The organism is Sphingomonas sp. 4RDLI-65, from assembly GCF_049472435.1.
Classification (GTDB): Bacteria; Pseudomonadota; Alphaproteobacteria; order Sphingomonadales; family Sphingomonadaceae; genus Sphingomonas.
Genome location: NZ_JBCEBT010000004.1, coordinates 77613 through 100235 on the forward strand (window position 1 = coordinate 77613; position 22623 = coordinate 100235).

Consider the following 22623-nt stretch of genomic DNA (forward strand, 5'->3'; position numbering starts at 1 on the left):
CTATAGCGCAACATTCTAAGGAAGTCCCGATGGCGGTTCGTTCGATCCTGGTTCTGGCGCTGGCAGGCGCATCCCTCACCGCGTGCGCGACCGGCCCGTCGCTGCCGCCCACGGAAGTGCTACGCTATCATCTGGGCGAGCCGATCGATCGCGGCACCATCGCGGTCCAGCCGCTGACCGCCGGCGGCCCGGCCAGCATCGAGTTCAAGACCTACGCCGCCGCCGTGCAGGGCCAGCTGCTCCAGGCTGGCTACAGCGTGCCGGCGCCGGGCGCAAAGCCGCTGCTGATCGCGACCGTCGGCTTCACCCGCACCACGCAGGCAGGACCCCCGAAGCAGTCGCCGATCAGCATCGGCATCGGTGGCGGCGGCTTCAGCGGCGGCGGTGGTCGTCGCGGCGGTGGTGGTGGCGTCGGGCTCGGCGGCGGGGTTGGCTTCCCGATCGGCGGCGGCGGCAGCACCGCGATCCTGGTGTCCGAGCTGTCGGTGACGATCAAGCGCAGCGCCGACCAGTCGCCGGTCTGGGAAGGCCGCGCCCAGTCGTTCGCCGACGCTCGCAAGGAAGACGCGACGACCGATATCCAGGCCGGAAAGCTCGCACGCGCGCTCTTCGCAGGCTTCCCCGGCGAGTCCGGTCGCACTATCCAGGTGAAATGAACGTACAGACCATGAGCCCCGTCACCATTAACGCAGCCTTCGATGGCGGTAACATTCGTGTCGTCGCCATCGAGGGAGATCGAATCGACCTGGAAATCGTCACCGACTTCCAGTCCGACTTCTTCCAATGGTTTTATTTCCGGGTGGCGGGGGCCGTGGGCCGGACGCTGACCTACCGCATCCTCAACGCGGGCAAGTCCGCCTATCCGTTCGGCTGGCCGGGCTACAAGACGCGCGCCAGCACTGATCGGCAGGCGTGGCGGATGATCGAGACGCGGTATATCGACGGCGTGCTCGAATTCGCGTTCACCGCGGACACCGATCTCGCCTGGTTCGCGTATTTCGCACCGTACACGATGGAGATGCACGAGGCGCTGGTGGCACGCACTGCGTTGCTGCCGGGCGTCGCGCACCGCGAACTCGGCCAGTCGCTCGACGGTCAGGCGATCGATTGCTTCACGATCGGCTCGGGTCCGAAGCAGGTCTGGATCTACGGGCGCCAGCATCCTGGCGAATCGATGACCGAGTGGTGGATGGAAGGCGCGCTGGAGCGGCTGACCGATCGGGCCGATCCGATCACCGCCGCGCTGCTGGCGAAGGCGACCTTCAACGTCGTCCCCAACATGAACCCGGACGGGACGCGCCGGGGTCATCTGCGCACCAATGCCGTGGGGGTGAACCTCAACCGCGAATGGCACACGCCGACGCCGGAGAAGAGCCCCGAGGTCCTGTGCGTCCGCAACGCGATGGACCTGACCGGCGTCGACGTCGCGATGGACATCCACGGCGACGAGGCGATCCCCGCGAACTTCATCGCAGGCTTTGAAGGCATCCCGTCCTGGACCGACGCACACGGCGAGAAATTCTACGAATACGGTCGTCGCCTTGCCGCGCACACGCCCGATTTCCAGACCGAGAAGGGCTATCCCAAGTCCGCTCCCGGATTTGCGAACCTGTCGATGTCGACCAACCAGGTCGCCGAGCGCTTCGGCGCGGTGTCGATGACGCTGGAGATGCCGTTCAAGGATCACGACGCCAACGCCGATCCCGCGTTCGGCTGGTCGCCCGAGCGCTCCAAACAACTCGCGCATGCCATGCTAGAAACGCTCGCCGGTATGATCGACGAAATCTGACTTAAGATCGCCCTCCCGCTGGGAGAGGGGTAAATCATGGAGAACCAATGCCGACCCTAGTCCTGATCCGCCACGGCCAGTCCACCTGGAACCTAGAGAACCGCTTCACCGGCTGGTGGGACGTCGACATGACCGCCAAGGGCGAGGCCGAGGCAAAGGCCGCGGGCGAACTGATGGCCGCCAAGGGCCTCGATTTCGACCAGACCTTCGTCAGTCTCCAGACGCGGGCGATCAAGACGCTCAACATCGCGCTCGAAGCGATGGGCCGTCTCTGGCTACCGGTCGAGAAGGACTGGCGCCTCAACGAGCGGCATTACGGCGGCCTGACGGGGCTCGACAAGGCCGAGACCGCGGCGAAGCACGGCGCCGAGCAGGTCCACATCTGGCGCCGCAGCTTCGACATCCCGCCCCCCGTGCTGGAGGATGGCAGCGAGTTCGACCTCTCGAAGGACCGCCGTTACGACGGCATTGCGATCCCCAGGACGGAGAGCCTCAAGGACACCATCGCCCGCGTCCTCCCGTATTGGGACGAGCGGATCGCCCCGGCGCTGAAGGACGGCCAGCGCATCCTGATCTCCGCCCACGGCAACTCGCTCCGCGCGCTGGTCAAGCACCTGTCGAACATCCCCGACGACGAGATCACCGGCCTCGAGATCCCGACCGGCCAGCCTATCGTGTACGAACTGGATGCAAACCTGAACGCGACCGACCGGTACTACCTAAGCGAGCGCTGACCTTCCCGGAGAGCGCACCTATCAGCAAGTCACACCACCCCGGCGAAGGCCGGGGCCCAGTTGGAAAGGTGGCAATAACGGAGCGCCGTCCCTCGTAGGCACCCTCTCCCAACTGGACCCCGGCCTCCGCCGGGGTGGTGCCGCTGTGAGAGGGTAGGGTGCCCTTGTTGGTGGCCACCCACCAACAACATTGCCCTATCCCCCCCACGTCGCTAGGCACGGCGCTCCTTGAATCAGGGGGGCGATCGTGGCTCTAGTCGGCATCATCATGGGCAGCACCTCCGATTGGGAGACAATGCGCCACGCTGCCGAGACGCTCGACGCGCTCGACGTCGCGTACGAGACCAAGGTCATCTCCGCGCACCGAACCCCGCAACGCCTCTACGACTATGCGACCACGGCGGCCGATCGCGGCTTGAAAGTGGTAATCGCAGGCGCAGGCGGCGCGGCGCATCTGCCCGGCATGGCCGCATCGATGACGCACCTCCCCGTACTCGGCGTCCCAGTCGAATCGAAGGCGCTGAAGGGCATGGATAGCCTGCTCTCGATCGTCCAGATGCCCGGCGGTATCCCGGTCGGTACGCTGGCGATCGGCAAGCCCGGTGCGATCAACGCGGGGCTGCTCGCCGCGGCGATCCTCGCGACGTCCGACGATGCGCTGGCCGAACGCCTGAAGGCATGGCGTGCCGCGCAAACCGACGCCGTCGCCACCGACCCCGCCTGAAGACGATAGCCTGAAAGACGTTGACATGACGCCGCTTCCCCCCGGATCGACCATTGGCATCCTCGGCGGAGGCCAGCTCGGCCGCATGCTCGCCACCGCCGCGGCACAGCTCGGCTATCATACGCACGTCCTCGCCCCCGACCAGGAGAGCGTCGCCGCGCAGTCCGCCTCGACCATGACGCGCGCCGACTATCACAACCGCATCGTTCTCGCCGATTTCGCGGATGCGTGCGACGTCGTGACCTATGAGTTCGAGAACATCGACGTCGACCCGGTCGAATGGCTAGCCGAGCGCGTCCCCGTCCACCCGAGCCACCGCGCACTCCGTGTCGCGCAGGAACGGATCGGCGAAAAACGCTTCGTGGAGAGCGTCGGCGGCCGTCCGGCACCGTGGGCAGCGGTCGACAGCCTCGAAAGCCTGCAGGCGGGCCTGAAGGCGATCGGCACCCCCGCCATCCTCAAGACCGCGCGCTTCGGCTATGACGGCAAGGGGCAGGTCAAGATCGACACCTCCGCCGCAGCGCAGGCCGCCTGGGACACGATCGGCGGCCCCGCGGTGCTCGAAGCGTTCGTACCCTTCGAGCACGAGTTCTCGATCCTGATCGCCCGCGGCCTCGACGGCGGCATCGCCCGCTATGATTCGCCACTCAACGTCCACCGCGACGCGATCCTCCGCCACTCGACCGTCCCCGCACCCGCTGCAGTATTGGCGCAGGCCGACGAGGCTGCGGCGCTGGCCGGGCGCATCGCGGCCGAACTCGACTATGTCGGCGTGCTGGCGTGCGAATTCTTCGTCGGTGCGGATGGCCCGGTGTTCAACGAGATGGCACCGCGCGTGCACAATTCCGGGCACTGGACGATCGAGGGCGCCGAGTGCTCGCAGTTCGAAAACCACATCCGCGCGATCTGTGGCCTGCCGCTGGGTGCGACGACGCTTACCGGGCGTGAGGCGACGATGGAAAACCTGATCGGCGACGACGCGGACCGCTGGGCGGAGCTGCTTGGCGAGCCCGGCGCGCACCTGCACCTGTATGGCAAGGGCACCCCGCGACCGGGGCGGAAGATGGGCCACGTCACGCGGATTCGTCGCTAGGCTGAACTCAACGGCGTCCCAGTCCCCTCCCGGTCGTCCTGAGTAGCCGTCGAGTAGTCGCCGAAGGCGGCGTATCGAAGGACAGGTTGGCGCGCGGAACTCATGCTTCGATACGAGCCCTCGATACGCTGCTGGCGCAGCTACTCGGTCTCTACTCAGCACGAACGAGATGTGGGCGCTACCTTGGTTTGCCCCTCGTCAAGAAGGGGACAAGCGAATTGCAACCTAATGGATGTAACCCACTTTGCCTTTATCCCGCTGATTAGTGAGCGTGTACGAACCAGAGGTTTGGGCTCGGTGGGCTGATGAAGGTGTCAGACGCCGAGCTACATGGCTGCTGAATGTCGATTATTGTCAGCGTTCCGCAGACGTTTTTGAACCGCGGGTTCCGGCCCTCGCGACTTTTCCGCGTCAAACCACGAAGTGCCGGGGTCGATATCGACGCTGGGGTTCACGTGATGCTGAGCTAGCCGGGAATGTCAGATGACGTCGTTCCGATAGCGATGCGAAACGGCACTTAGTTCACCCTGGAACGATCCCATTCCTTATCGGTATGCCGAAAGCGTTCGCAAGTTGGAGAGCTTCGTGGGGTACGGTTCCACCGAGAACGAGCATGACCGAGACGACGTACGGGTCACTGCTGATCGAAGACTTCGCCTCGAGCACTGCGCGGTACTTCAAGCACTGATATACCCCTCTTGCGATGTCGTCGCGGCCGGAGGTGTGGGGTTTCACTTCCACTGCGAGGGCGCCACCCGCCCCCATGAACAGTACGTCGATCTGGTCGCCGGAAGGAAGCCGATGTTCCTCGTCGCCTACGGCGTGCGCTTGCGGCAGGCCCACGATGATCGGGTTCGCCGCAACGTATGCCTTGAGAGACTTGTGATGGGGACCCTCGCCGCCATGCCCGCGTGCGTCGGTGGCCTCCTGGGTCAGGTCCTGAAGGTCCTGCAGTGTCGACTCGACGCCCAGGAGATGCATGACGTCGGACCAGTGCGGATAGGCATACACCTCCGCATGAGCGGTCCGAAGGGCGGCAGCGCGCTGCTGCCTGGTTCTCGCCTGCTGGTACTGGCGGCTCATGAACCCGTTCACGCCGTGCCCGGGCAGGCCCGTCGCCTTGTTGATGATCAAGGACTGAAGCTTCGGAGGAGGGCGCCGCCGCCAGCCGCGCATGCTCGAGATCTCCTCGAGCGCATACGCGATGCGGCCGGCCGCGCGCTGGACTGGTCGGTGATGGAGCATTCCCACCTCGGTCGCCATTGCTCCGTAGGTCAACGGCTGCTGACTTCCTGCCTGCCGGACCAGGATCGGCAGCATCTTCATCGCCCAGGCCGAAGTCTTCGACCCGTCGTCCCACCATTCGATCGTCGCCATGTGACAAGCCTCGGCCATTCCTCGGCGTGCCGCAAGTCCCGCGATGGTCTCGGAGCGTAGGCCCTCTGCAATCAGTCCGATCCTCGCGGTCGATCACGCGTCGTGCCCTCGGCGTCGTACCGAGGAGATGCATTCGTCCTGAGGCAAGCCAGGCCTTCTGTGCTTGACCGCCCCCCAGCCGAGATCGTCCACCAGTATCCGACCATGACGGCATCGATGTCGATGATCGGGAGCGTCATGTTGCCCCTGGTCACCGGGGCCTCCGGACCGGTCCGTCGTGGGCTACACGGACTTCCTGGGATCATCCTGATCGTACGGCGACACCCGGAAGATCATGTAGTTCAGCTCGATCGGCAGGTTGTCGTAGTGGCGTACGATCTGCTGCGATCCGGCGTTCCATCGAACGTCGTTCCATGACCACGACGCCTCGTCGCCCTGGATCACGACGAACGAACCGTGCCGCAGCTTGGCCGCGGTCTGACTCGTGGCGAAGTCCAGGCCGAGACGGAAGTTGTAGACCGTCTTGTTCTGGCTGCGCTTCAGCACCGCCGTCACGACGCTCTTGGCCAGGCCGACGAACGGCTTGAGCGCCGGCTGAGCCGTGGTCAGGAGCGAGAGGCCCTCCTTGAAGGCTCCGTCGCCGAGGGCCGAGAGCAGGACCTCGTCATCGGCACTCGCCACGTTTATCGCCTTGCCCTCGAACGAGATGCCGTTGTTGCCGACCGATGCGCCGAGGAAGATCGGCGTGCCGCTGACGGGGGCGCTCGACCGGTCCCTGGCCTCCGTCGTGATCGCGAACCGCAGCTCCTCGGTATCACCGGGGATCTGGTTCTTGCCGGTGAACTCGAGCAGGATCTTGTGGGTGCCGCGTCCGGGATAGTTGTGGACGTAGAGCCGATCGAGGGAGATCTTGATCCTCGTGCCCTTCAGCGCCGGATCGGGCTCGAGCGTCGAGGCGTTGTGTATCGCGCCCGGCAGGTCCCCCTCCTCGGGAGTGATGAATCCCAGGATCATGCCGCTGTGTCCCCAGGACTGATCGCCCCAGTTCGTTCCGAACATCTGTCCGCCGGGGGCGGGAAAGGCGAGATAGTCCGCCGCGTCGTCGTCCCCGATGTCGCGGAGATGCTCGATGACCGTCCTGATCGGCTGCAGGCCGAGGGCGTCGTCTTGGTCTGAGCTCATCGGTTCCTCACTCGGGTAGGCACGCGTTCGCGCGTGACGATGCGTTTCTGGCGGATGCGCGCCTCGACGTCCGCGAAGACGTCCTGGCGCACCGACTGCGCGAGTTCGATCGTCAACGCCATCGCGTACGGCACGCTTGACCTGGCGAACTCGGCGATGTCGGAACGAGCCTGCACGCCGACGAATATTCCGCCGTCGGCCGCCGTCTTCATGAGCTTCTTGTCCTGCAGGACGATGTGCTGCAGCGTTCCCCGGCGGCTCGCCATGACGGCGGGCTGCAGGACGCCCTTCGGCGCCTTCAGTCCGTCCCAGAACTTGCGCTTGCCGCCCTCGTCGACGAGCTCGACCAGCACGCCGCGATACCGCTGCGAGATGGGATCGATCGGACTGCTCCAGGCGAGCGTCATCGTCATGCGACGGAGCTCCCGATTGTTCAGCATGCCCCGCGGCACGGGAATCCTGTACTCGTGCAGCGTGTCGGGCTCGATGAGGTCGTCCGCGAGGAGCGTGATGCGGCTGCCGTCGGCGCTCAGCACCCTGTCGTGGTCGGGCTTCCCGTACCCGAGGAACCGGGAGATCGCTTCGCGGCGGCGCTGCCAGCCGCCGGCATAGGTCTCGTCGAGCAGTTCGCCCGTCGGGCCCCATCCGCATCCGTGCGCGAGCAGCGCCTTCAGGACCACCGCTCTCGTCTCCGCGGTCTCCCAATCGTCGCCGTTCTCCGCGTACAGCTCCTCGACGACGTCGGCGAGCCGGATCGCGGCGCGGGTGACGAGCGCTGCGGCGTTGCTCGTGCCGGTCGAGCGTCCGACGCGATCGACCACGCCGCGGTTCGGATCCGGCATCGCGACCTTCTGCCCGACGTCGGGATGCTCGAAGCCCCAGGCTGAGACCTTCCCGCCCGACGTGCTGCTGCGCACCAGCTGTCGCCCACCGTGCTCGACCAGATCCGGCTTGATGGCCCTGTTGATGCCGAGACCGACGCTCGAACCAAGGTTCGACACGCCGATGGCGTCGAACGGGTCCGTCATGCCCGTCGGGCAACCCGACGATCCGTCAGCGTGTACCGCTCCGACGGTCAGCGCGTTCAGGGACTCCGCGGGGCTCAGCATGACGCGGGTCCCCTTCGCGGTCTCGATGCTTCTCAGCAGGACTATCTGTCGCTCCACGGCGTCGGCCTGATCGAACGCGGACGAACTCGCGTAGGTGTCCAGATCGAACGCATCGCGCGTGTTGCCCGCGCTGATCACGAACAGCAGCCTGTGCTCGTGGGCCATGTGATCCAGCAGCTTCGCCCAGAAGCTGGGTCGGCGGGCGAAGGGCGCTTCGCCGTCGCATACGGAATGGTTGACGACGACGACCCGTCGGGCGGGATCATCGGCATCGGTCCGCGCGGCCACCAGCGCGAGGAGCGCCCGGTAGACGATGGCGATCGGCAGCTCGTCTGGCGGCGTGCATTCGTGTGCGAGGTTCTGAGGGGCGGCGAGGATCGGGATCGCGGTCAGCATCCGGTCGATCGGAAGCTCCCCCAGTTCCAGATCCCCGTGGACGATCAGCGAAGCCATCGCCGTCCCGTGGAAGCGTCGCGCGACCGGTACCGCGCCCCCGGCCACGTCGACCTCCTTCACGGCCACGCGGCCCGAGAGCAGTTCGTGGTTCTCGACGGGATAGCCGTCCAGGAGACAGGCCACCGCGGACCGTTCGGACCCGGGCAGGGGAGCGGTCGGCGACGGACCCGTCTGGTCCGAGACTTCGCGCGTGTCGGCGACGTAGAACGACTGCGGGCGGATGCGCATGACCTTGTTGGCGTCGGCGAGCGGTCCCTCCAGTCCCGCGAGCGTCCGCGCCCGGGCACCGGGCAGTTCGACGAGTGCCGCTTGGTAGTGGATCGGCTCGATGGTCTGGAAGTCCAGCACCCTGCCGTCTACCGATGCCATCAGCGCATCGATGTAGGATCGCGCCTGGGACCGCAGTCCGGCGTCCGCACGGAACCAGAGATCGAGCTCGAGGCGGACAGGACGCTCCGGATGGCGTTCGAGCATGCGTTCGACGTACCCCTGCAGGTTCGCATCGACGCGATCCTTCGCCGACCACGGTCGGACGTCCCGCAGATAGCCGAAGAGCCTCCACCATGCGGTCGTCTCCGCGCTGCGGGCCTCTCCGGAGCTGAACCGGCGCCAGAGCGAGAGGACCTTCTGCAGGCCGGCGAGGGTGGGCATGGTGACGTACAGCGGCGTCTCGCCGTCCGGATCCGCATCGGCGTCCTGCGGGTCCTCGTCGTCGTCCTCGTCCGTCGGGCCGTAGTCCTCTCCGAGCCACTCCAGGCCGGAACCGCGCGCCGTCCGTACGAAATCCGCCACCGGCCCGATGACCTCGAAGACCAGAGCGCGGTCGGGGCTCGCCTCGGCGGGGGAGGCGGTCAGGTCCGCGCCGCCGAGGATCCTCTCGACGCTGGCCTGCAGACCGGCGAAGGTGCCGCCGAGGCGTTCAGCCTGATCCTGATAGGAGATCGTCCGGGGGAAGTGCGCTCGAAGCCCCGGCATCCTTGTCCGCCTTGCCGGCTCTCGGTTTATTCTGACGATTGGACCTTGAGCCAAGTTCTGACGTCCCCCCTACGGCGCGACGACGCTCCCACCCGGCGATCGCCTCCTTGAAGGCTCCGGACGGCGTCTTCTTGCCACGGGATAGGATCATTCTGCGCTTGGCGTCGAGGACAACTGCCTCGATTTCCGAGAAGGTTTCGCCCAGGAACATCTTGATGAAGTCCTGAGCCGACACGTCGAGTCCACCCAGATCCCTGTCCATGCGGATGTACCACTCCCGCAGTTCCGCCGCGCCGGGTCTCGGAAGTTCGATGCGCATCTCGAAGCGGCGCCATACGGCACGGTCGAGGAGTTCGGGATGGTTCGTCGCGCACACGACGACGCAATGGCTCGGCAGAGCGTCCATGTGCAGCAGCAGCGAACTGACTACGCGCTTGATCTCTCCGGTCTCGTGCTGATCGGCACGCTCCTTGCCGACACTGTCGAACTCGTCGAAGAACAGCACGCAGGGTGTCCGTGAAACGTAGTCCACGATCTGCTGAAGCCTGGACGCCGTCTCGCCGAGATAGCTTCCGACCAGCCCCTCGTACCGGACGGTCAGGAAGGGAAGGGCGAGTTCCGTGGCGACGGCTTCGGCGAGGGTCGTCTTGCCGGTCCCGGGCGGGCCGACGAGGATGATGGTGTGCCTGGGTTCGAGCGAGTGGGACCGCAGCAGCGCCGCATCCGCCGTCTCCGCGACGAACTCGCGGACTTCGTTGCGCGTGGCCTTCTGCAGGACGATCTCGTTCAGACGACGCCGCGGTATGGTCTCACGAAGAAGCGGCTGCAGAGCCTCGGGCAGCATGCCCCCCCCGATCATCAAGCGCTTCGAGGCCTCCGCGGCCTCGGCTGGAGGCCGCGCGAACGCACGATGCGTCCGTTGATTGTGCGCCTCCTGTATGAGGGCCGTGAACGTGTCGCGCAGAGTTCCGGCCTCTGCCTCGCCGGCGGAATTCAGGCGGCGAACCGACTGTCCCTTGCTCATTGATTTCGTTTCCTTGCCACATGATGGCCAACTCGCGAATGCGGCCGCGGCGGATGCCGCACTTCAGGACGGAACGTTGTACGATCGTCTCGGCCTCCGCAAGAGCGCCTTGGACGCCGATGTTCCGCCGGTTGATCCACGATACCCGTTCGGTCGTCGGGTTGCCAGCGGTAACGGGCCAACGCGCTGACCGTCCGGCTCGTCGGGGGCGGTTCGCGAAGCATGCGCCGGAGCGACGCGTTCCGATCGATCGGGAACCGCGACGGGACACGGGCGTACGGCCGACACGACCATCCTTGCGCGACGGTCGCCGTAGGCCGGTTCCGTCGTGGCTGGAAAAGCATCGGGATCTGATGCAACTGAGCCGCGTGTCCGATGTCGATCCCACCGTCCTGCTGAACGATCGTCAGAAGCAGTGTCTTCGGCTCGTCTACGCGAATCTCGAGGCGAAGGAGATAGCCATCGAGCTCGGGCTCTCGCCTCATACCGTCAACGAGCATCTCAGGGACGCCAGGCGGATCCTCGGCGTGTCGCGGTCGATGCAGGCCGCCCGGCTGCTCAACGAGGCGGAGGACCCCGAACGGTCTGTATCCAGACCGTTCGGGGTCGAAGTCGGATCGGTTGCGGTGGAGCAGGAGGTCGAGCCGGAGATCGTCGCATCCGAGGCCGTCGTCGGGGGGAATCGATACCGCCTGTCCGCGCTGCAGCGTCTAGGAATAGTCGTCGGCCTCGCGATCGGGATAGTGGTGCTGGGTGGTGCGCTCGTCGGAACGACCGATCTGGTCGCCCGACTGCTGACCAAGTACCGGGTGGACATCTCCGACGAGCCCTACAAACGCTAGCCGCGCCTTCGCAGCCGCGGTGGAGGATCGTCATGCTGAAGAATCGTATGTCCGCCGTCGCGACGGTAGCCCCGTTGTTCCAATCCGCCGAGACCTCGAACGATCTGGCCGCGGCGGATGCCGCCGACTGCTACGCGGCCCTGCTCCGCGCCCGCGTCGACAACCGCCTGTCGGTGACGACCGGCGTCGAGATGATCGGCAAGATGTTCGAAGCGATCAAGGCGCAGCAGCACGCTCGCGATCTGATGCGCGAAGCGCATCTGACCACGCCCGAGGTGATCCGTTCGATGGGCCTCGAGCGCATGTACGGCGACAGTTCGCCCTGTCCGCCGACCGACAACCCCTTCACCAGCGCGGAGATCGTCAGCATCCCGAAGGCGGTCGCGGCCTGAGGCGGTAGCCTGCCGCAGATCCCGACTGTAGGCTGCGTCCATGCTCCGAGTGTACGCCTTCGCCACGCTCCTTCTCGTCACTTCGGGATATGCGTTGTGGCGGGGTGGTGCGCCGGAGCGCGTCGTCGCAGCGGGTCTGCTGTCGGCATACGTCGCGACGGTTCTCAGCTGGACGCCTCTTCCCGCCCGCTTCCACGGGCTCGAACTGAACGTCTTCGCGGTCTATGCTGTACTGCTGGCGATGCTGATGGTCGTCGCGGTCCGTGCGGACCGGGCGTGGCCCCTCCTGGTCGCGGCGTTGCAGCTCGATGCGGTCGGAGCCCATTTCGTGAAGCTCGTGGCGCCGGATACGATACGCGTGGCCTATGCGCTGCTGATCGCGATCTGGAGCTGGCCGGTGCAGATCATCCTGGCCGTCGGAACGTGGCGCCACGTCGGTCGCATGAAGGCGATGGGATGCGACCGGTCATGGGCCCTGCCAGAATAGAAGGTGTCTGAAGATGCATGGTCGTTCGACGATCGAACCCGGCGACGGAACGCGCGGGGCCGCCGGCTTCACGCTCAGGCAGCGTGAGGTCCTGGTCCGCATGATCGATGCACGGCACGAGAGGAACCGACGCTTCGCGAATCGGTCGAAGCTGTTCAGCGATCCCGCATGGGACATCCTCATCGACCTGCTCGGTGCAGAGCTGAAGGCCGCCCGGACTTCGATCACGTCGGCCTGTGCCGCCTCTCGCGTGCCGCATACCACCGCGCTGCGGTACATCCGCCTGCTTGAGACCGAAGGTCTGATATCGAGACGAGCGGACGCGGAGGACGGACGTCGTATGTTTCTGACCGTGACGCCGCATGGTTGGGCAGAGGTCGGGGGATACGTCCGCTGGCTCGACGATCGGGGCGGTCGGTGAGGCGGTCTCCACCTGCTTCGTGGACGGGCTCCGATCGCGGCGGTGTTGAAGCGGCCCGCGCGGTGGCGGCGAGGCCTCCGCGACGGACTCCGTATCCATTCCATCTCATAGAGATCAACCGAGGGGCGTCGTCGTGATAAAGATAGACATGTTCGATGTCGGACTGGGGTCCTCCATCCTTCTGCGCTTCGACAATGCGGGCGACCCGGTGACCGTACTCTGCGACGGGGGGCACAGGCTCTCCGGTCTCGTGCACACCGAGCTGGGGAAGGTGCTCGATGGTCGGAGGAGGATCGACCTCATCATCGCCACGCACTACGACGCGGACCATCTGGACGGACTGGTCCCGATCATCCTCGACGATACGATCGACATCGGACAGGTCTGGCTTCCCCCCGTCGCCGACGACACTCTCGACGAGCGCCACGGTCGCCCTCATCGACCGGAGGATCTATTGGGCGAGCGGATGCTGAATGCCGAGGGCGGCGGAGTGTCCGCCTCGTACAAGCAGCACAAGCAGGCGGACATCATGCGGATCGAGGTACTCCAGCGCGCCATCGATTCCGAAACGACCACGAGGGTCGATCCGGAACCGAGCAACGAGGGATCCGACGACCTCGACGGATACTTCCGCACGATCTGGAACGCGTATCGTGCGAAGATGCCCCTGGACGGATGCGAGCACGCTCCCGACATCGAAGTGGAGGAGAGCAGGTACCGGAAGCGGGCATGGGCCTTCGACGATCCGCGGCATTGGTGGTGGATCGCCCACCACGCTTCCATCCTGTCGACCGGTCGCCTCGCCGAAGCAGTCGAATGGATGCGCTACCACCCGGATCATGCGGTATTGGCTCTGAACTTCGAGAGACTTAAGGCCGGAGCGGCGAAGGATGCTATCAACGTCTCTTCGCTTCAAGCGGTCATCGACGCATTGAGGACGCGCAGGCTCAGGCCGTCCTTCGAGACCATCCAGACGGGCGAGCCGGTCGTCTACGGGTGGGATCGCGCTGCGAAGCGGTTCATCACGCCGGCAAGTGCCGATGCTCTCGCCCTTACCCTGATGGGGCCGTCGGTGAAGCTCGTCGAGCGGCAGCGCGACCATCTCCCCGTCTCTCAATCGATGTTCTTCGCCGTGTTGCGATGGGACGAAATGCACACGGTCTCCGTGAGCAACCAGCTCAGCTACGTCGCACGCTTCGACAGCGAAGGGCAGAAGGTGCTCGTCTGCGGCGATAGCGCGTTCGCCGACTTCGCGCCGTATCGTTCCAGGAAGGGCGCCTACCACGTCAGACTCATAGACGCGATGCGCGACCTGAACGTCGTCCAGGTCGCGCATCATGGGGGCGCGAACGGCCATTTCTACCGCGTGATGAACAAGGCGGGGATCAGGACCGCCAAGGGCCCGATGTTCCTGCTTCTGTCTCACGAATACGATTCCGCGGTTCGCCCGTCGAAGACGTTCGCCGCCAACATGCGCCGTCTGGGATCCGCGCACGTCGCCAGGCTGCTGTTCACCAACCCGCCCCTTTCGCCGAATGCTGCCACCTACAAGGCGCTGGTGGCGCCCCCTACGCCCGGCGTGACGAAGTCTCATGGCGACGTCAGGCTCAGGTTCGACGGGACGTCATGGATCGTCGATCAGCATTTCGTGAAGGTTTGAAGTCATCCGTCCCGAGCGAGCGCGAGATGCGCTGCTCGGGGCGACCCTTTCGCGTCACGATCGCAGACGTCTCCGAGACCGTCCCGAGAGCCCGTCAGACGGCGAACGCGGCGCCGATCGCCCTGTCGACTGTGGCGAGCATGAGGACGACGTCCCTGGCGGCCACGTCTCGGCTGAGATCGCCGTGGACGATCCTGTTGCGGACGTCGATCAGCGACCTCAGCCGCTCTTCGAACGGCCTGTCGATCAGACCGTTCATCGCGAGATCCTGTATGACGGTTCCGGGCTTCTTCGGTCGACCCTCATCGCTTGGGGTAACCAGATGAAGCGTCGATTCGAGTAGGCTGAAGGCCATGACAAGTGCTGCCTGGACATACCCGCTCTCGACCATAGCGCGCACTTCGGACGATCTGTTCCGGACCGCCTCGATCTCCGGCATCGGAATGATCATGTCCTGCGAGACGTCGTCGCTGCCGTAGATGACCGTCAGACGCCAGTCGGTCTGACCTTCGAATCTCCGACGAAGCTCCAGGATCTTCTCGGAGTCCCTCGCATGCGAGCCCTTGATCTCGATGACGACGCGGTCGTCGGCCCGTGTCGCTATGGCGTCCGGGACGTATCCGTCGAGAAAACCGGGCAGCAGACCTCCGTCCGGCTGGACGGTGAATTCGTAACCCAGCTCTTCGAAGCGTGGGCGAAGCCGATTGAACACTCTTTCCTCCAGGGCACTGTGATGCCCGACATCCACAGGCGTCATCTTACTGTCCTCCAGGAAAGGTCGGCGTCGATGCGTACATAGACGACCGGTGCAGCGGTATCGATCGCAGCGGAGAGCTGCTCGGTCGGAGCTTCGAAGGCGACGTACATCTCCGGCTCGATCTTCTGGACGACGACGCGCTCGACGAACCCGTCGTCGTTGAAGGCCACGGTCTTCAGAGAATCCAGGATCGGCTTAACGATGTTGTCCACGTCGCCCGACAGGGCGTCCCCCGAGAAGTAGTAGATCGTGGCGGCCACGGGTACGTCGTCGGTCGGTCCAGTCGGGAACGTCTGCATTCGCCTGGCCCGGGCCAGGGTCTGCACGTCGTCCTTGTACGCGTGCAGGCGTGGCCGGTTTCTGCTCTGCATCGACACCGGCGTGCCGGGGATGAGGATTTCGAAGGGGTACAACGATGCGTCCGGCATGGCCTGCGATAGACGTCGAGGGTTGCGCCATCAACCGGTGGACGGACGTCCGAGTCCGCGGACGTTCTCCGCGAGGTTCGTATCGCTGCCCCCCGATCGACCGCAGGCGGCATCGTATGCTGTCGGATCAGCCGACCTCGGACGCCTCTCGTCCGGGGGCTGCACCCCAAGGCCCCCGAGACCGTCTACTCGAGGCCTTCGATCGCCGCGGCCAACTCGCGGGGCGTGAACAGGACGTCGCAGTGCTTGTCCAGCAGGCGGCGAACGACATCGCGATCCGTCCTCTCCACATCCGCCCAATCAGGAAGGTCGCCCTCGACGACGGATCTGACCGCGCCCTGATTCTTGCGGCTCATCACCGTGCCCGTCCGGTCGTGGAAGTGGGACGCCCTGCGTTCGTAGCAGTACAACCTGTCCTTCGGCATCCAGAGCTCGATGAACGGCCGGCGCCAACGGGCGAGGTCGTGCGCGTCCCAGCCGATGAACATTCCGTTGCCCGGCATGCGGGTTATCGCATCCTGTTCGTCCGGATGCGAGGCGATCATCGCCGAGCGCGCACGCTCTCGCTGCTTCGGCGTCGAACCGTTGTGGGCCAGGACGATGCAGATCTCCGTGAAGCGGTCGGGGTCGGCTGCGATCCGGTCCAGGAGAGAACCGGGACGGACCGGTCGATCCCCGGGCATGCCGCCGGGACGGAAGCGTGCCTTCGCCATGTCGAGCGCCTTCTTCCCGACCTTTCTGGACCGATCCCAAAGCGTTTCGAACCAAGCGGCCGCTTCTGCGAAGGACTGCGCGTCGGGGCGGAGCAGCACGCCCGCCTCGATCAGTCCGGGCGCCGCGCCGAAGCCGATGCCGTTGTCGGAGGCGTTGGCCGAGCCGACGACGGCGCCCCGGTCGGAGATGTAGACCTTGGCGTGCAGATCGGGAACGTGACGAAGGTCCTTGTTCCTCGGCGCCCCCATCGTCACCAGAGCCTTCGGCGAGGTGCCGCCGCGGGTGACGTCGCAGATGATGCGTACCGCGGGCGGGCCGTCGGAAGGGGGGAACGCCTTCTCTATGCCGTTGCCCCAGTACGCGACGGCGCACCGGACGTCCGCCCCCGACAGGACGTCCCTGATGGCTGCGGCGAGTTCGGCGCCTGCCAGGAAACCGGTCATGTATCGTCTTTCGCGCTTTCGGTCGGCTCATGCCGAGAACGCGTTCATGAAGCGATCTCGTGCATCCGTGCAAGTCCCGTCACGGTCCGCCTGCGATCCACTCGGCGAAGGCGACGGCGGACAGTTCAGGACCCTTTCCCGCATGCCCCGGGAATTCGGTCCACCCCGTCCGAACCGGTCGTCGCAACCGCCAACGAAACCGGCGTACCCGCGATGCAGGTCGCCGGAGGGGCGACGAAGCTGCGGAACGGGGGCGCGACCGCATGTCAGTCCACCTCATGGCGATGGACGCACCTCGTCCGGTCGTGCCCTGCCCGGCGGTGAGGATCACCTCTTCTTCTCCCCGATCGCAGAGATTAGGCCATCACCTCCGCACGATCGATCTGCATCTGCAGCAGCACGGGTTCACTGGGGTTGCCGTGTCGCTTAGGCCATTTCTCCGCGAAGAAGACCGCCGTTTCGATGTCGAAGGTCCAGCTCCGACACTTTCGTACGTCATTTTCGCAACCCGCGCCGCCTCGGTAGACGATGCGCGGAAACTCCATCGCGTTCAGCCGGTCGTGTTCGTCGTCGTACATCATGCGTCGTCCACACTCGGCGAACGCGTCGTTCGTCACCTCCGGCGTGAACATCTCAGGGAACGTACGTTCGAGCAGGGAGAACATCGTGCCCTGACGGACGTGATCGACATAGGGGTCCTCCTGCGAGGCTGCTCGGTAGACCGCCGCACGTTCCCCTACGTGCTCGTCGTCATCGCCCAGCGAGAACTCCAACAGACAGAACAGGGTCTGCAGCCGCTCGTCGTGGCTTGCTCGTCGGTACGCCGTCAACGCGGCATCGAAGGCGTCCACGAACTGCTTCGACCCCACCGGAACGGGCAGTTTGGTCGTCTCTACGGGTGCCACTGACCGACTCACTGCTGCATCTCCTTCGATTCTGCTGCGCTCGTATTTCCTGGACGGGTCACTTCACGAGTGGCTGGTTCCGACCGTCCGGCGAACCGTCGATCGAACGCCTCGCGGGGCCAACCGGCGAGCGACGGCGGCGGTCCCAGCTCGCGAGCGACCTGGTGCCATGCCGCGCTCGGCATCCGCCCCAGCCTCGCCGCCGCCTCCGCCGTTGCGACGTGGCCGCGAGCCACATCGAGGACCTCGTTCATCCCGACCAGCAGGGACCTGGTTCCGGTCTCGAAGCGGAGCAGGCCGGCGGCGGCGAGACGCGGACCGTCGATCTGTCGCAGGTTGAGCACGGTCATGGCATCGACCTGCGACAGTTCGTCCGAAACGAACGATCGCGGCCCCACGCCCTCGTCCGCGTCCAGAGCGGCGAAGGCGGCGAGTTCGGTCGGGCGGACGAGGAGCTTCGGAACTATGCCTGCGGCTCCCTCGACCCGCCATGCGCGCAGTGCGCCACGGGTGACGGCGTGGAGGACCTGACGCCAGGGCTTCAGACGCCCCCCGACCATCTTCATGGCGGCGTCCAGCGCCACTGCGTCGGAGGGCGCCGGATCGGAGCGGCACGCCGACCCGATCCGCGCCGCGTAGTCCTCGAGCGAGGCCGTGCGGAAGCGCGGCTGACCTTCGCGAGCGAGGACGTACGGGTGGGTCGCGCCCTCCACGTCGCCGGCGCCGATGATCCGCTCGCAGGCGTAGCGCGGGAGCCCGAGCCTGCGCATGATGCTTCCGATGGGGGACGTCTGCTCCCACGCCTCGGCCGCCGCTTCCACGTCGCTCGCATCGTAGAGGGCTCGTCGGTAGTTCCCGTCGAGCACGCCCTCCTCCGCGAAGACGCCCGCCTCGGAGAGGAGGCGCAGCCTCACGTGCGATACGCCGAGACGTCGGGCGGCGACGCTCCCGAGGATGCGGGGTCCGTCCATGCCGACGAAGGACCGCCCGATCTCGACGTGGATCTCGGGCAATGCCGAGCGCATGAGTTCCTCCAGGTGGGAGCCGCCACGGATCGATCGGCCGGCGGCGTGGAGTGCGGCATGAAGGCCGCGTCTCGCCGTGCCGTCGCCGATGCCCCGGAAGGCGAGTTCCGATCGGATCTCGGAACGGACGCGATGCGGCCAGTCGCAGAGCGCCATTGCCCCCCGCGCCGCCGCTCGCGATCGTTCGGCCGGAGTGAGGTCGTCGAACCCGCTCCGTCCTGTCGAGACCGTGTTCTCGAGCGCCAGCCCGATCCTCATGGCGAAGTCGATGAGCGTGACGGGCTGCAGGTCCACGAGCTCCGGCGAGAGGCGGTCGAGCGCCGCCTGCCTTTCGATGGGGATCGGCGAGCAGATGCCGGCGAACAGCCCGTATCCGTCGACGACGTCGTTCGGCAGCACGACGCGCGATGCCGACAGTGGTCCGCAACCGGGTTCGTCGCAGAAGTCCACGCCTTCGGCCGCCAGCCACCGCTGCGTTCGTCCGCAGCGCGCGCAGTGGTCGATCAGGAGTTCATGGCTTTCGGGGCAGTAGTCGAGAACGCCGTTGCACCAGGCGGCGCGATGATGGGGCGAGATCGCCATCGCGGCGACGGATACCCGCCTCCGATCCGTGATGAGATGGCTGCGCCGGATCGCGCCGTCGCCCCATCGGACGACGGATGCGTCCGACCCGTCCAGCGGCGGCGTCGCGGCGGCCTCGACGACCGGGACCGGACATCCCAGCCGTGCCGCGAGCGCCCCCTCGCGGCCTCTGACCGAGATCGAGATGCAGCCGGGCCGGACCGGAGCGAGCCCGATCGACCTCAGCGTGGACTTCACGTCCCCGAGCACGTTCAGTCGCGCCGACGCCGCGACGAGGCCCGGAAGGCTGATGCCCGGCGGCGTCGGTGGGGTCACCAGCAGGGAACGCGGCTTCACCAATGCTCGGGCTCCGGGAAGGCGTTCGCGGCGCACCAGTTCGCGGGGACCGCGAGATGGGCGACGGCGAACGACAGATCGTAGTCCTCGATCGTCTCCGCGCCCCGGGCGCAGGCATGTTCGAGCGCGGCCGCGACGATGCGGCAGATTCGGCCGATGTGGCCGCCGCCGCTCTTGCCGAGGCGTCGGACGTTCGCCGGCGACCGGAGGCCCGCACGACCGACCAGGCCGGTGGCCGCGATCCGCGCGTCGAGGGAGCCGAGGAACTCGCGAAGGGACTTCACGTCCACGGTCGACTTCGGATTGACGGGCGGGAGTTCCAGGGGGACGCCGAGCCTGCCGCGCAGCTGGGGGTTGACGTCGAAGATCTCGCCCGCCTGCTCGTTGCCGGCGAAGACCACGCCGACCACGCCCGCATCGATCATCGACTTCAGCGCGTCGGCCACCTCGTAGTTGCTCTTCGTCTGCCTGGTGATCAGCTGCACCTCGTCGATCGTGAGCAGCTCGACGCCGAGTCGGGGCAGAAGCTCCGTGCACCGCTGCCGGAGAAGCTCCAGGCTATAGCGTCCGAAGGCTTCGGTATCGCCCACCTGCGCCAGGATGCGCTGATAGAGCATCTTGATCGTGATCCGTTCGGTGAGCCCCACGTGGACCGCGCGAACGGGGTTGGCCGGAGCCTCGGCGTTGATCCTCCGGGTGCATTCGCTGATGGTCCGGCTCTTGCCTGCGGACGTCGGTGCGCGGAGGCTGCGACCCGGCAGCGGCATGCCGTGCAGACCGGCGCAGCTCCGATGGAAGGAGCGCATCTGGGTGATGAGACGCTCCTGCACCTTCGTGGGCTGGTACAGGTCTATGGAGAAGCGGACCGCCTCCGCCGCCCGCTCCCCGTGGATCTCGTAGTCGCGCGAGATGGCGCCCGTTCGGGGCGATGCGTTCACGGTCCTGCTCATTCGCCGTTCTCCTCGTCGTTGGTGAACCTGTCCTCGTCGTCCCATCCGTCGTCGGCCGCCGCACGCGGCGTCACCGCCGGCGGATCCTTCCGTGTCGTAGTGGTGGCAGGAGCCTGCTGGGATGCGTCGCGGTAGTCCTCGATCGTGAAGAGCGGCTTTCCGGCCAGCTCGCGCAGGTGCGGAGAGACGCGCAGCGAAGCCATCTTCGCGCGTTTCCGGAACTTCGATTTCGGCAGCATCTCGTCGTGGAGCCGACGCGTCTCCTGCATCGACTTCATGCGCGCGGACTCGCTGCCGAAGGCTTCGCGACGGCGTTTGGCGGCTTCGGTGTACTGGCCGTGCTCCCAGAACGACAATCCCGTGGTGTAGCCCGGCTGGGTCGACGGCAGGGGGACCCACGCCTGCGCATGCTCGTCGTAGAGTTCGATCCGGTTCATGTCCCCGTCGCTCCGGCGAGCCTTCATGTTGAAGCCGCTCGCCTCGCGGGCACCGCCCATCCTGCCCGCGTTGTTGTCGAAGAGCCTGTCGATGGTGACGGCGTCGCGGTAGCGGACGGTGTCCTTCTCCACCCCGTTGCGCGTAAGGTAGGCGGTGAAGTGGGTGCACAGGCTGTCGCGAACGAAGGACGGGTCCTCGAACGGGTCCGTGGCGCGCGTTCCGGATCGCAGCGCGAGCATCTCGACGGGACTCATCCGGCCCGGCAGTCCCTTCGACCCGGACGTGTTGTGGATCGCGATCGCCTGCGCGACGCGCATGCGCAGCTCGTGAATGGTCAGTTCGGCCATGCTCTCGACCAGATCGAAGCCGAGTTCGGACGCGCGTCGCGGATCGACGAGCGTGCCGGGAAGACTCGCGAGCAGCTCCTTCAGGGTCCTGAAGAACCGTTCCAGCGCCGCTTTCGCGGTCGGCATGGCGACGGGGGCCGGAATGATCACGATCCCCGCGTCGTTGTACCCGGGCAGCGTTGCGGGAGAGACCAACGCCTTCTCGTTGTCCGGGAGCAGGGCCGCCGGCTTTCCGAATACGAGTCGGAGCTGAGGATGGAGTTCGACCATCCTCGGCGGGAACTTGTCCGGTTCGAGGCAGTGCATGACGGCCTGCGCCGAGGTCTCGGAGCGGTTCGGCCCGGCGTACACGCACCAACCGAAGATCGCATGCGTCAGGCAGTCCATGATCGCGACGATCTTCATCTTCAGGCACGGTATCGCGCGCTCGTCGTCGAAGACGACGATCTGCTCGAGTTCGGTCGCGTCCATCAGGCAGACCTCGAGGACGTGATCGACGAGGATGGGTTCGCCGGCGCCGCGGTACTTCCTCTCGGCGGACTCCCGCCCGTACTTCGCCTCCCACGTCTCGAAGCATTCGAGCTTCTCGATGCGCTTCCTCAGCGTCTGGCGCGAAGGCTTCACGAACGGCTGGTCGCGACCCGGATGCTGCTGGTTCAGCTTGACGACGAGCTCGTCCAGGTAGGAATCGGAGGCCGTCTGGCTGCAGCCGGGCCCTGCACAGTAGAAGTACATGGCGGCTTCGTTGACCGCCATGTCGACCTCCGCCGGCAGCTGCGAACTGTTCCGCGGTCGTCCGGCCTGGGACACGACGGCACCGATGCGGTTGTCGCCTTTGTCCAACGCGCGCATCCAGCGTCGCAGGGAGCTGCCGTGGGGCCTGGGGTACGCGAGGTCCCCCGGCTGTCGTCCGTAGTTCCCATCCAGCCAGGCGCCGCAGGCGGCGTCCGACGACAGGACCTCGTCGGTGCTGGCCCGCCATGCGAGCGACCGGCGCCACGTCGACTTCCTGTCCCGGGCGACTGCGATGCTGGCGTCCATCGACAGGAAGCGCTGCTGTCGCTCGGACACGCTCTCCGCACTCGGGACGACCGATACGAGACGGCCGGCCGCGTACTCGAGGCGCATCCATTCCACGGTGGTCCGCGACGTCGAACCGTCCGGATTGCGGATGGTCACGAGTGCGCCGGTCCTGGAGTTGCGGAGATCGACGCCTCCGTCCGCCTCGACGCGCTCGACGCGCAGGCGGATCGTGCCATGCCAGAACTCGTGGCCGATCGCTATGCCGTACTCCAGCATGTCGGCACGTGGGTCGTACCGGAGGGGTACGGGCAGCGATGCCAGGGCATCGGTACGGTCTTTCTTCATCGGGTGCTCCCGTGGCGTGATTGAGGGCGGCGTCGCGATCACCGTCGTGACGGGCGGGGCGCCCG

Annotated in this window: 21 protein-coding genes; 10 read left to right on the plus strand and 11 right to left on the minus strand. The window is 66.2% G+C overall.

Annotated elements, in window-relative coordinates:
- Positions 1 to 29 precede the first annotated feature (29 nt).
- From VH567_RS11030 to VH567_RS11050, 5 genes are all read left to right on the plus strand, one after another.
- Positions 30 to 656 (plus strand): DUF4136 domain-containing protein, encoded by a 627-nt coding sequence (locus tag VH567_RS11030; protein WP_423326024.1) that lies wholly within the window; start codon positions 30 to 32, stop codon positions 654 to 656.
- Complete coding sequence (locus VH567_RS11035; RefSeq protein ID WP_423326026.1) at positions 653 to 1789, plus strand: M14 family metallopeptidase; 1137 nt, start codon at positions 653 to 655, stop codon at positions 1787 to 1789. Before VH567_RS11030 ends, VH567_RS11035 begins: the two co-directional genes overlap by 4 nt.
- A 47-nt stretch (positions 1790 to 1836) precedes the next feature.
- The gene (gene gpmA / locus VH567_RS11040) at positions 1837 to 2523 is read left to right on the plus strand and encodes a 2,3-diphosphoglycerate-dependent phosphoglycerate mutase (protein WP_423326028.1); all 687 of its coding nucleotides are present in this window, start codon (positions 1837 to 1839) and stop codon (positions 2521 to 2523) included.
- A 268-nt stretch (positions 2524 to 2791) separates the two neighbouring features.
- Positions 2792 to 3247: a 5-(carboxyamino)imidazole ribonucleotide mutase gene (gene purE / locus VH567_RS11045; protein WP_423326536.1), complete on the plus strand. Its 456-nt coding sequence runs from the start codon at positions 2792 to 2794 to the stop codon at positions 3245 to 3247.
- A gap of 25 nt (positions 3248 to 3272) precedes the next feature.
- Positions 3273 to 4340, plus strand: coding sequence for a 5-(carboxyamino)imidazole ribonucleotide synthase (locus tag VH567_RS11050; RefSeq protein WP_423326030.1), 1068 nt, complete (start codon positions 3273 to 3275; stop codon positions 4338 to 4340).
- Positions 4341 to 4862: 522 nt separating this feature from the next.
- Here VH567_RS11050 and VH567_RS11055 read toward each other — a convergent pair.
- The 4 genes from VH567_RS11055 to VH567_RS11070 all read right to left on the minus strand — a co-directional run bounded on the left by VH567_RS11055 (position 4863) and on the right by VH567_RS11070 (position 10463).
- Positions 4863 to 5717, minus strand: coding sequence for a hypothetical protein (locus VH567_RS11055; protein ID WP_423326032.1), 855 nt, complete (start codon positions 5715 to 5717; stop codon positions 4863 to 4865).
- Between the two features lie 282 nt (positions 5718 to 5999).
- Positions 6000 to 6899, minus strand: a complete 900-nt coding sequence (locus VH567_RS11060) for a hypothetical protein (protein ID WP_423326034.1) — start codon at positions 6897 to 6899, stop codon at positions 6000 to 6002.
- The gene (locus tag VH567_RS11065; protein ID WP_423326036.1) at positions 6896 to 9439 is read right to left on the minus strand and encodes a S8 family peptidase; all 2544 of its coding nucleotides are present in this window, start codon (positions 9437 to 9439) and stop codon (positions 6896 to 6898) included. The genes VH567_RS11060 and VH567_RS11065 overlap by 4 nt, the downstream gene beginning before the upstream one ends.
- The gene (locus VH567_RS11070) at positions 9384 to 10463 is read right to left on the minus strand and encodes an AAA family ATPase (protein WP_423326038.1); all 1080 of its coding nucleotides are present in this window, start codon (positions 10461 to 10463) and stop codon (positions 9384 to 9386) included. Before VH567_RS11070 ends, VH567_RS11065 begins: the two co-directional genes overlap by 56 nt.
- Before the next feature lie 353 nt (positions 10464 to 10816).
- Between VH567_RS11070 and VH567_RS11075 the strand changes: the two genes are divergently transcribed.
- From VH567_RS11075 to VH567_RS11095, 5 genes are all read left to right on the plus strand, one after another.
- Positions 10817 to 11305, plus strand: a complete 489-nt coding sequence (locus VH567_RS11075; protein WP_423326040.1) for a LuxR C-terminal-related transcriptional regulator — start codon at positions 10817 to 10819, stop codon at positions 11303 to 11305.
- A gap of 32 nt (positions 11306 to 11337) precedes the next feature.
- The gene (locus VH567_RS11080) at positions 11338 to 11697 is read left to right on the plus strand and encodes a hypothetical protein (protein WP_423326042.1); all 360 of its coding nucleotides are present in this window, start codon (positions 11338 to 11340) and stop codon (positions 11695 to 11697) included.
- Between the two features lie 40 nt (positions 11698 to 11737).
- Positions 11738 to 12184, plus strand: a complete 447-nt coding sequence (locus tag VH567_RS11085) for a hypothetical protein (RefSeq protein ID WP_423326044.1) — start codon at positions 11738 to 11740, stop codon at positions 12182 to 12184.
- Positions 12185 to 12197: 13 nt separating this feature from the next.
- The gene (locus VH567_RS11090) at positions 12198 to 12605 is read left to right on the plus strand and encodes a winged helix DNA-binding protein (protein ID WP_423326046.1); all 408 of its coding nucleotides are present in this window, start codon (positions 12198 to 12200) and stop codon (positions 12603 to 12605) included.
- A gap of 148 nt (positions 12606 to 12753) precedes the next feature.
- Positions 12754 to 14265 carry a hypothetical protein gene (locus VH567_RS11095; protein WP_423326048.1) on the plus strand — a complete coding sequence of 504 codons (1512 nt, stop codon included), beginning with the start codon at positions 12754 to 12756 and terminating at the stop codon, positions 14263 to 14265.
- A 94-nt stretch (positions 14266 to 14359) separates the two neighbouring features.
- Here VH567_RS11095 and VH567_RS11100 read toward each other — a convergent pair whose 3' ends face one another.
- The 7 genes from VH567_RS11100 to VH567_RS11130 form a co-directional block, all read right to left on the minus strand.
- Positions 14360 to 15022, minus strand: coding sequence for a HepT-like ribonuclease domain-containing protein (locus VH567_RS11100; RefSeq protein WP_423326050.1), 663 nt, complete (start codon positions 15020 to 15022; stop codon positions 14360 to 14362).
- Positions 15019 to 15450, minus strand: coding sequence for a RusA family crossover junction endodeoxyribonuclease (locus tag VH567_RS11105; RefSeq protein ID WP_423326052.1), 432 nt, complete (start codon positions 15448 to 15450; stop codon positions 15019 to 15021). Before VH567_RS11105 ends, VH567_RS11100 begins: the two co-directional genes overlap by 4 nt.
- A gap of 185 nt (positions 15451 to 15635) precedes the next feature.
- On the minus strand, positions 15636 to 16607 hold the full coding sequence (locus VH567_RS11110) for a phospholipase D family protein (protein ID WP_423326054.1): 972 nt from the start codon (positions 16605 to 16607) through the stop codon (positions 15636 to 15638).
- A 356-nt stretch (positions 16608 to 16963) separates the two neighbouring features.
- Positions 16964 to 17512: a hypothetical protein gene (locus VH567_RS11115; RefSeq protein ID WP_423326056.1), complete on the minus strand. Its 549-nt coding sequence runs from the start codon at positions 17510 to 17512 to the stop codon at positions 16964 to 16966.
- Positions 17513 to 17520: 8 nt separating this feature from the next.
- On the minus strand, positions 17521 to 19458 hold the full coding sequence (locus VH567_RS11120) for a hypothetical protein (protein ID WP_423326058.1): 1938 nt from the start codon (positions 19456 to 19458) through the stop codon (positions 17521 to 17523).
- Positions 19452 to 20405, minus strand: coding sequence for a TniB family NTP-binding protein (locus VH567_RS11125; RefSeq protein ID WP_423326060.1), 954 nt, complete (start codon positions 20403 to 20405; stop codon positions 19452 to 19454). The genes VH567_RS11120 and VH567_RS11125 overlap by 7 nt, the downstream gene beginning before the upstream one ends.
- Positions 20402 to 22558 (minus strand): integrase, encoded by a 2157-nt coding sequence (locus VH567_RS11130; RefSeq protein ID WP_423326062.1) that lies wholly within the window; start codon positions 22556 to 22558, stop codon positions 20402 to 20404. Before VH567_RS11130 ends, VH567_RS11125 begins: the two co-directional genes overlap by 4 nt.
- Between the last annotated feature and the right edge of the window lie 65 nt (positions 22559 to 22623).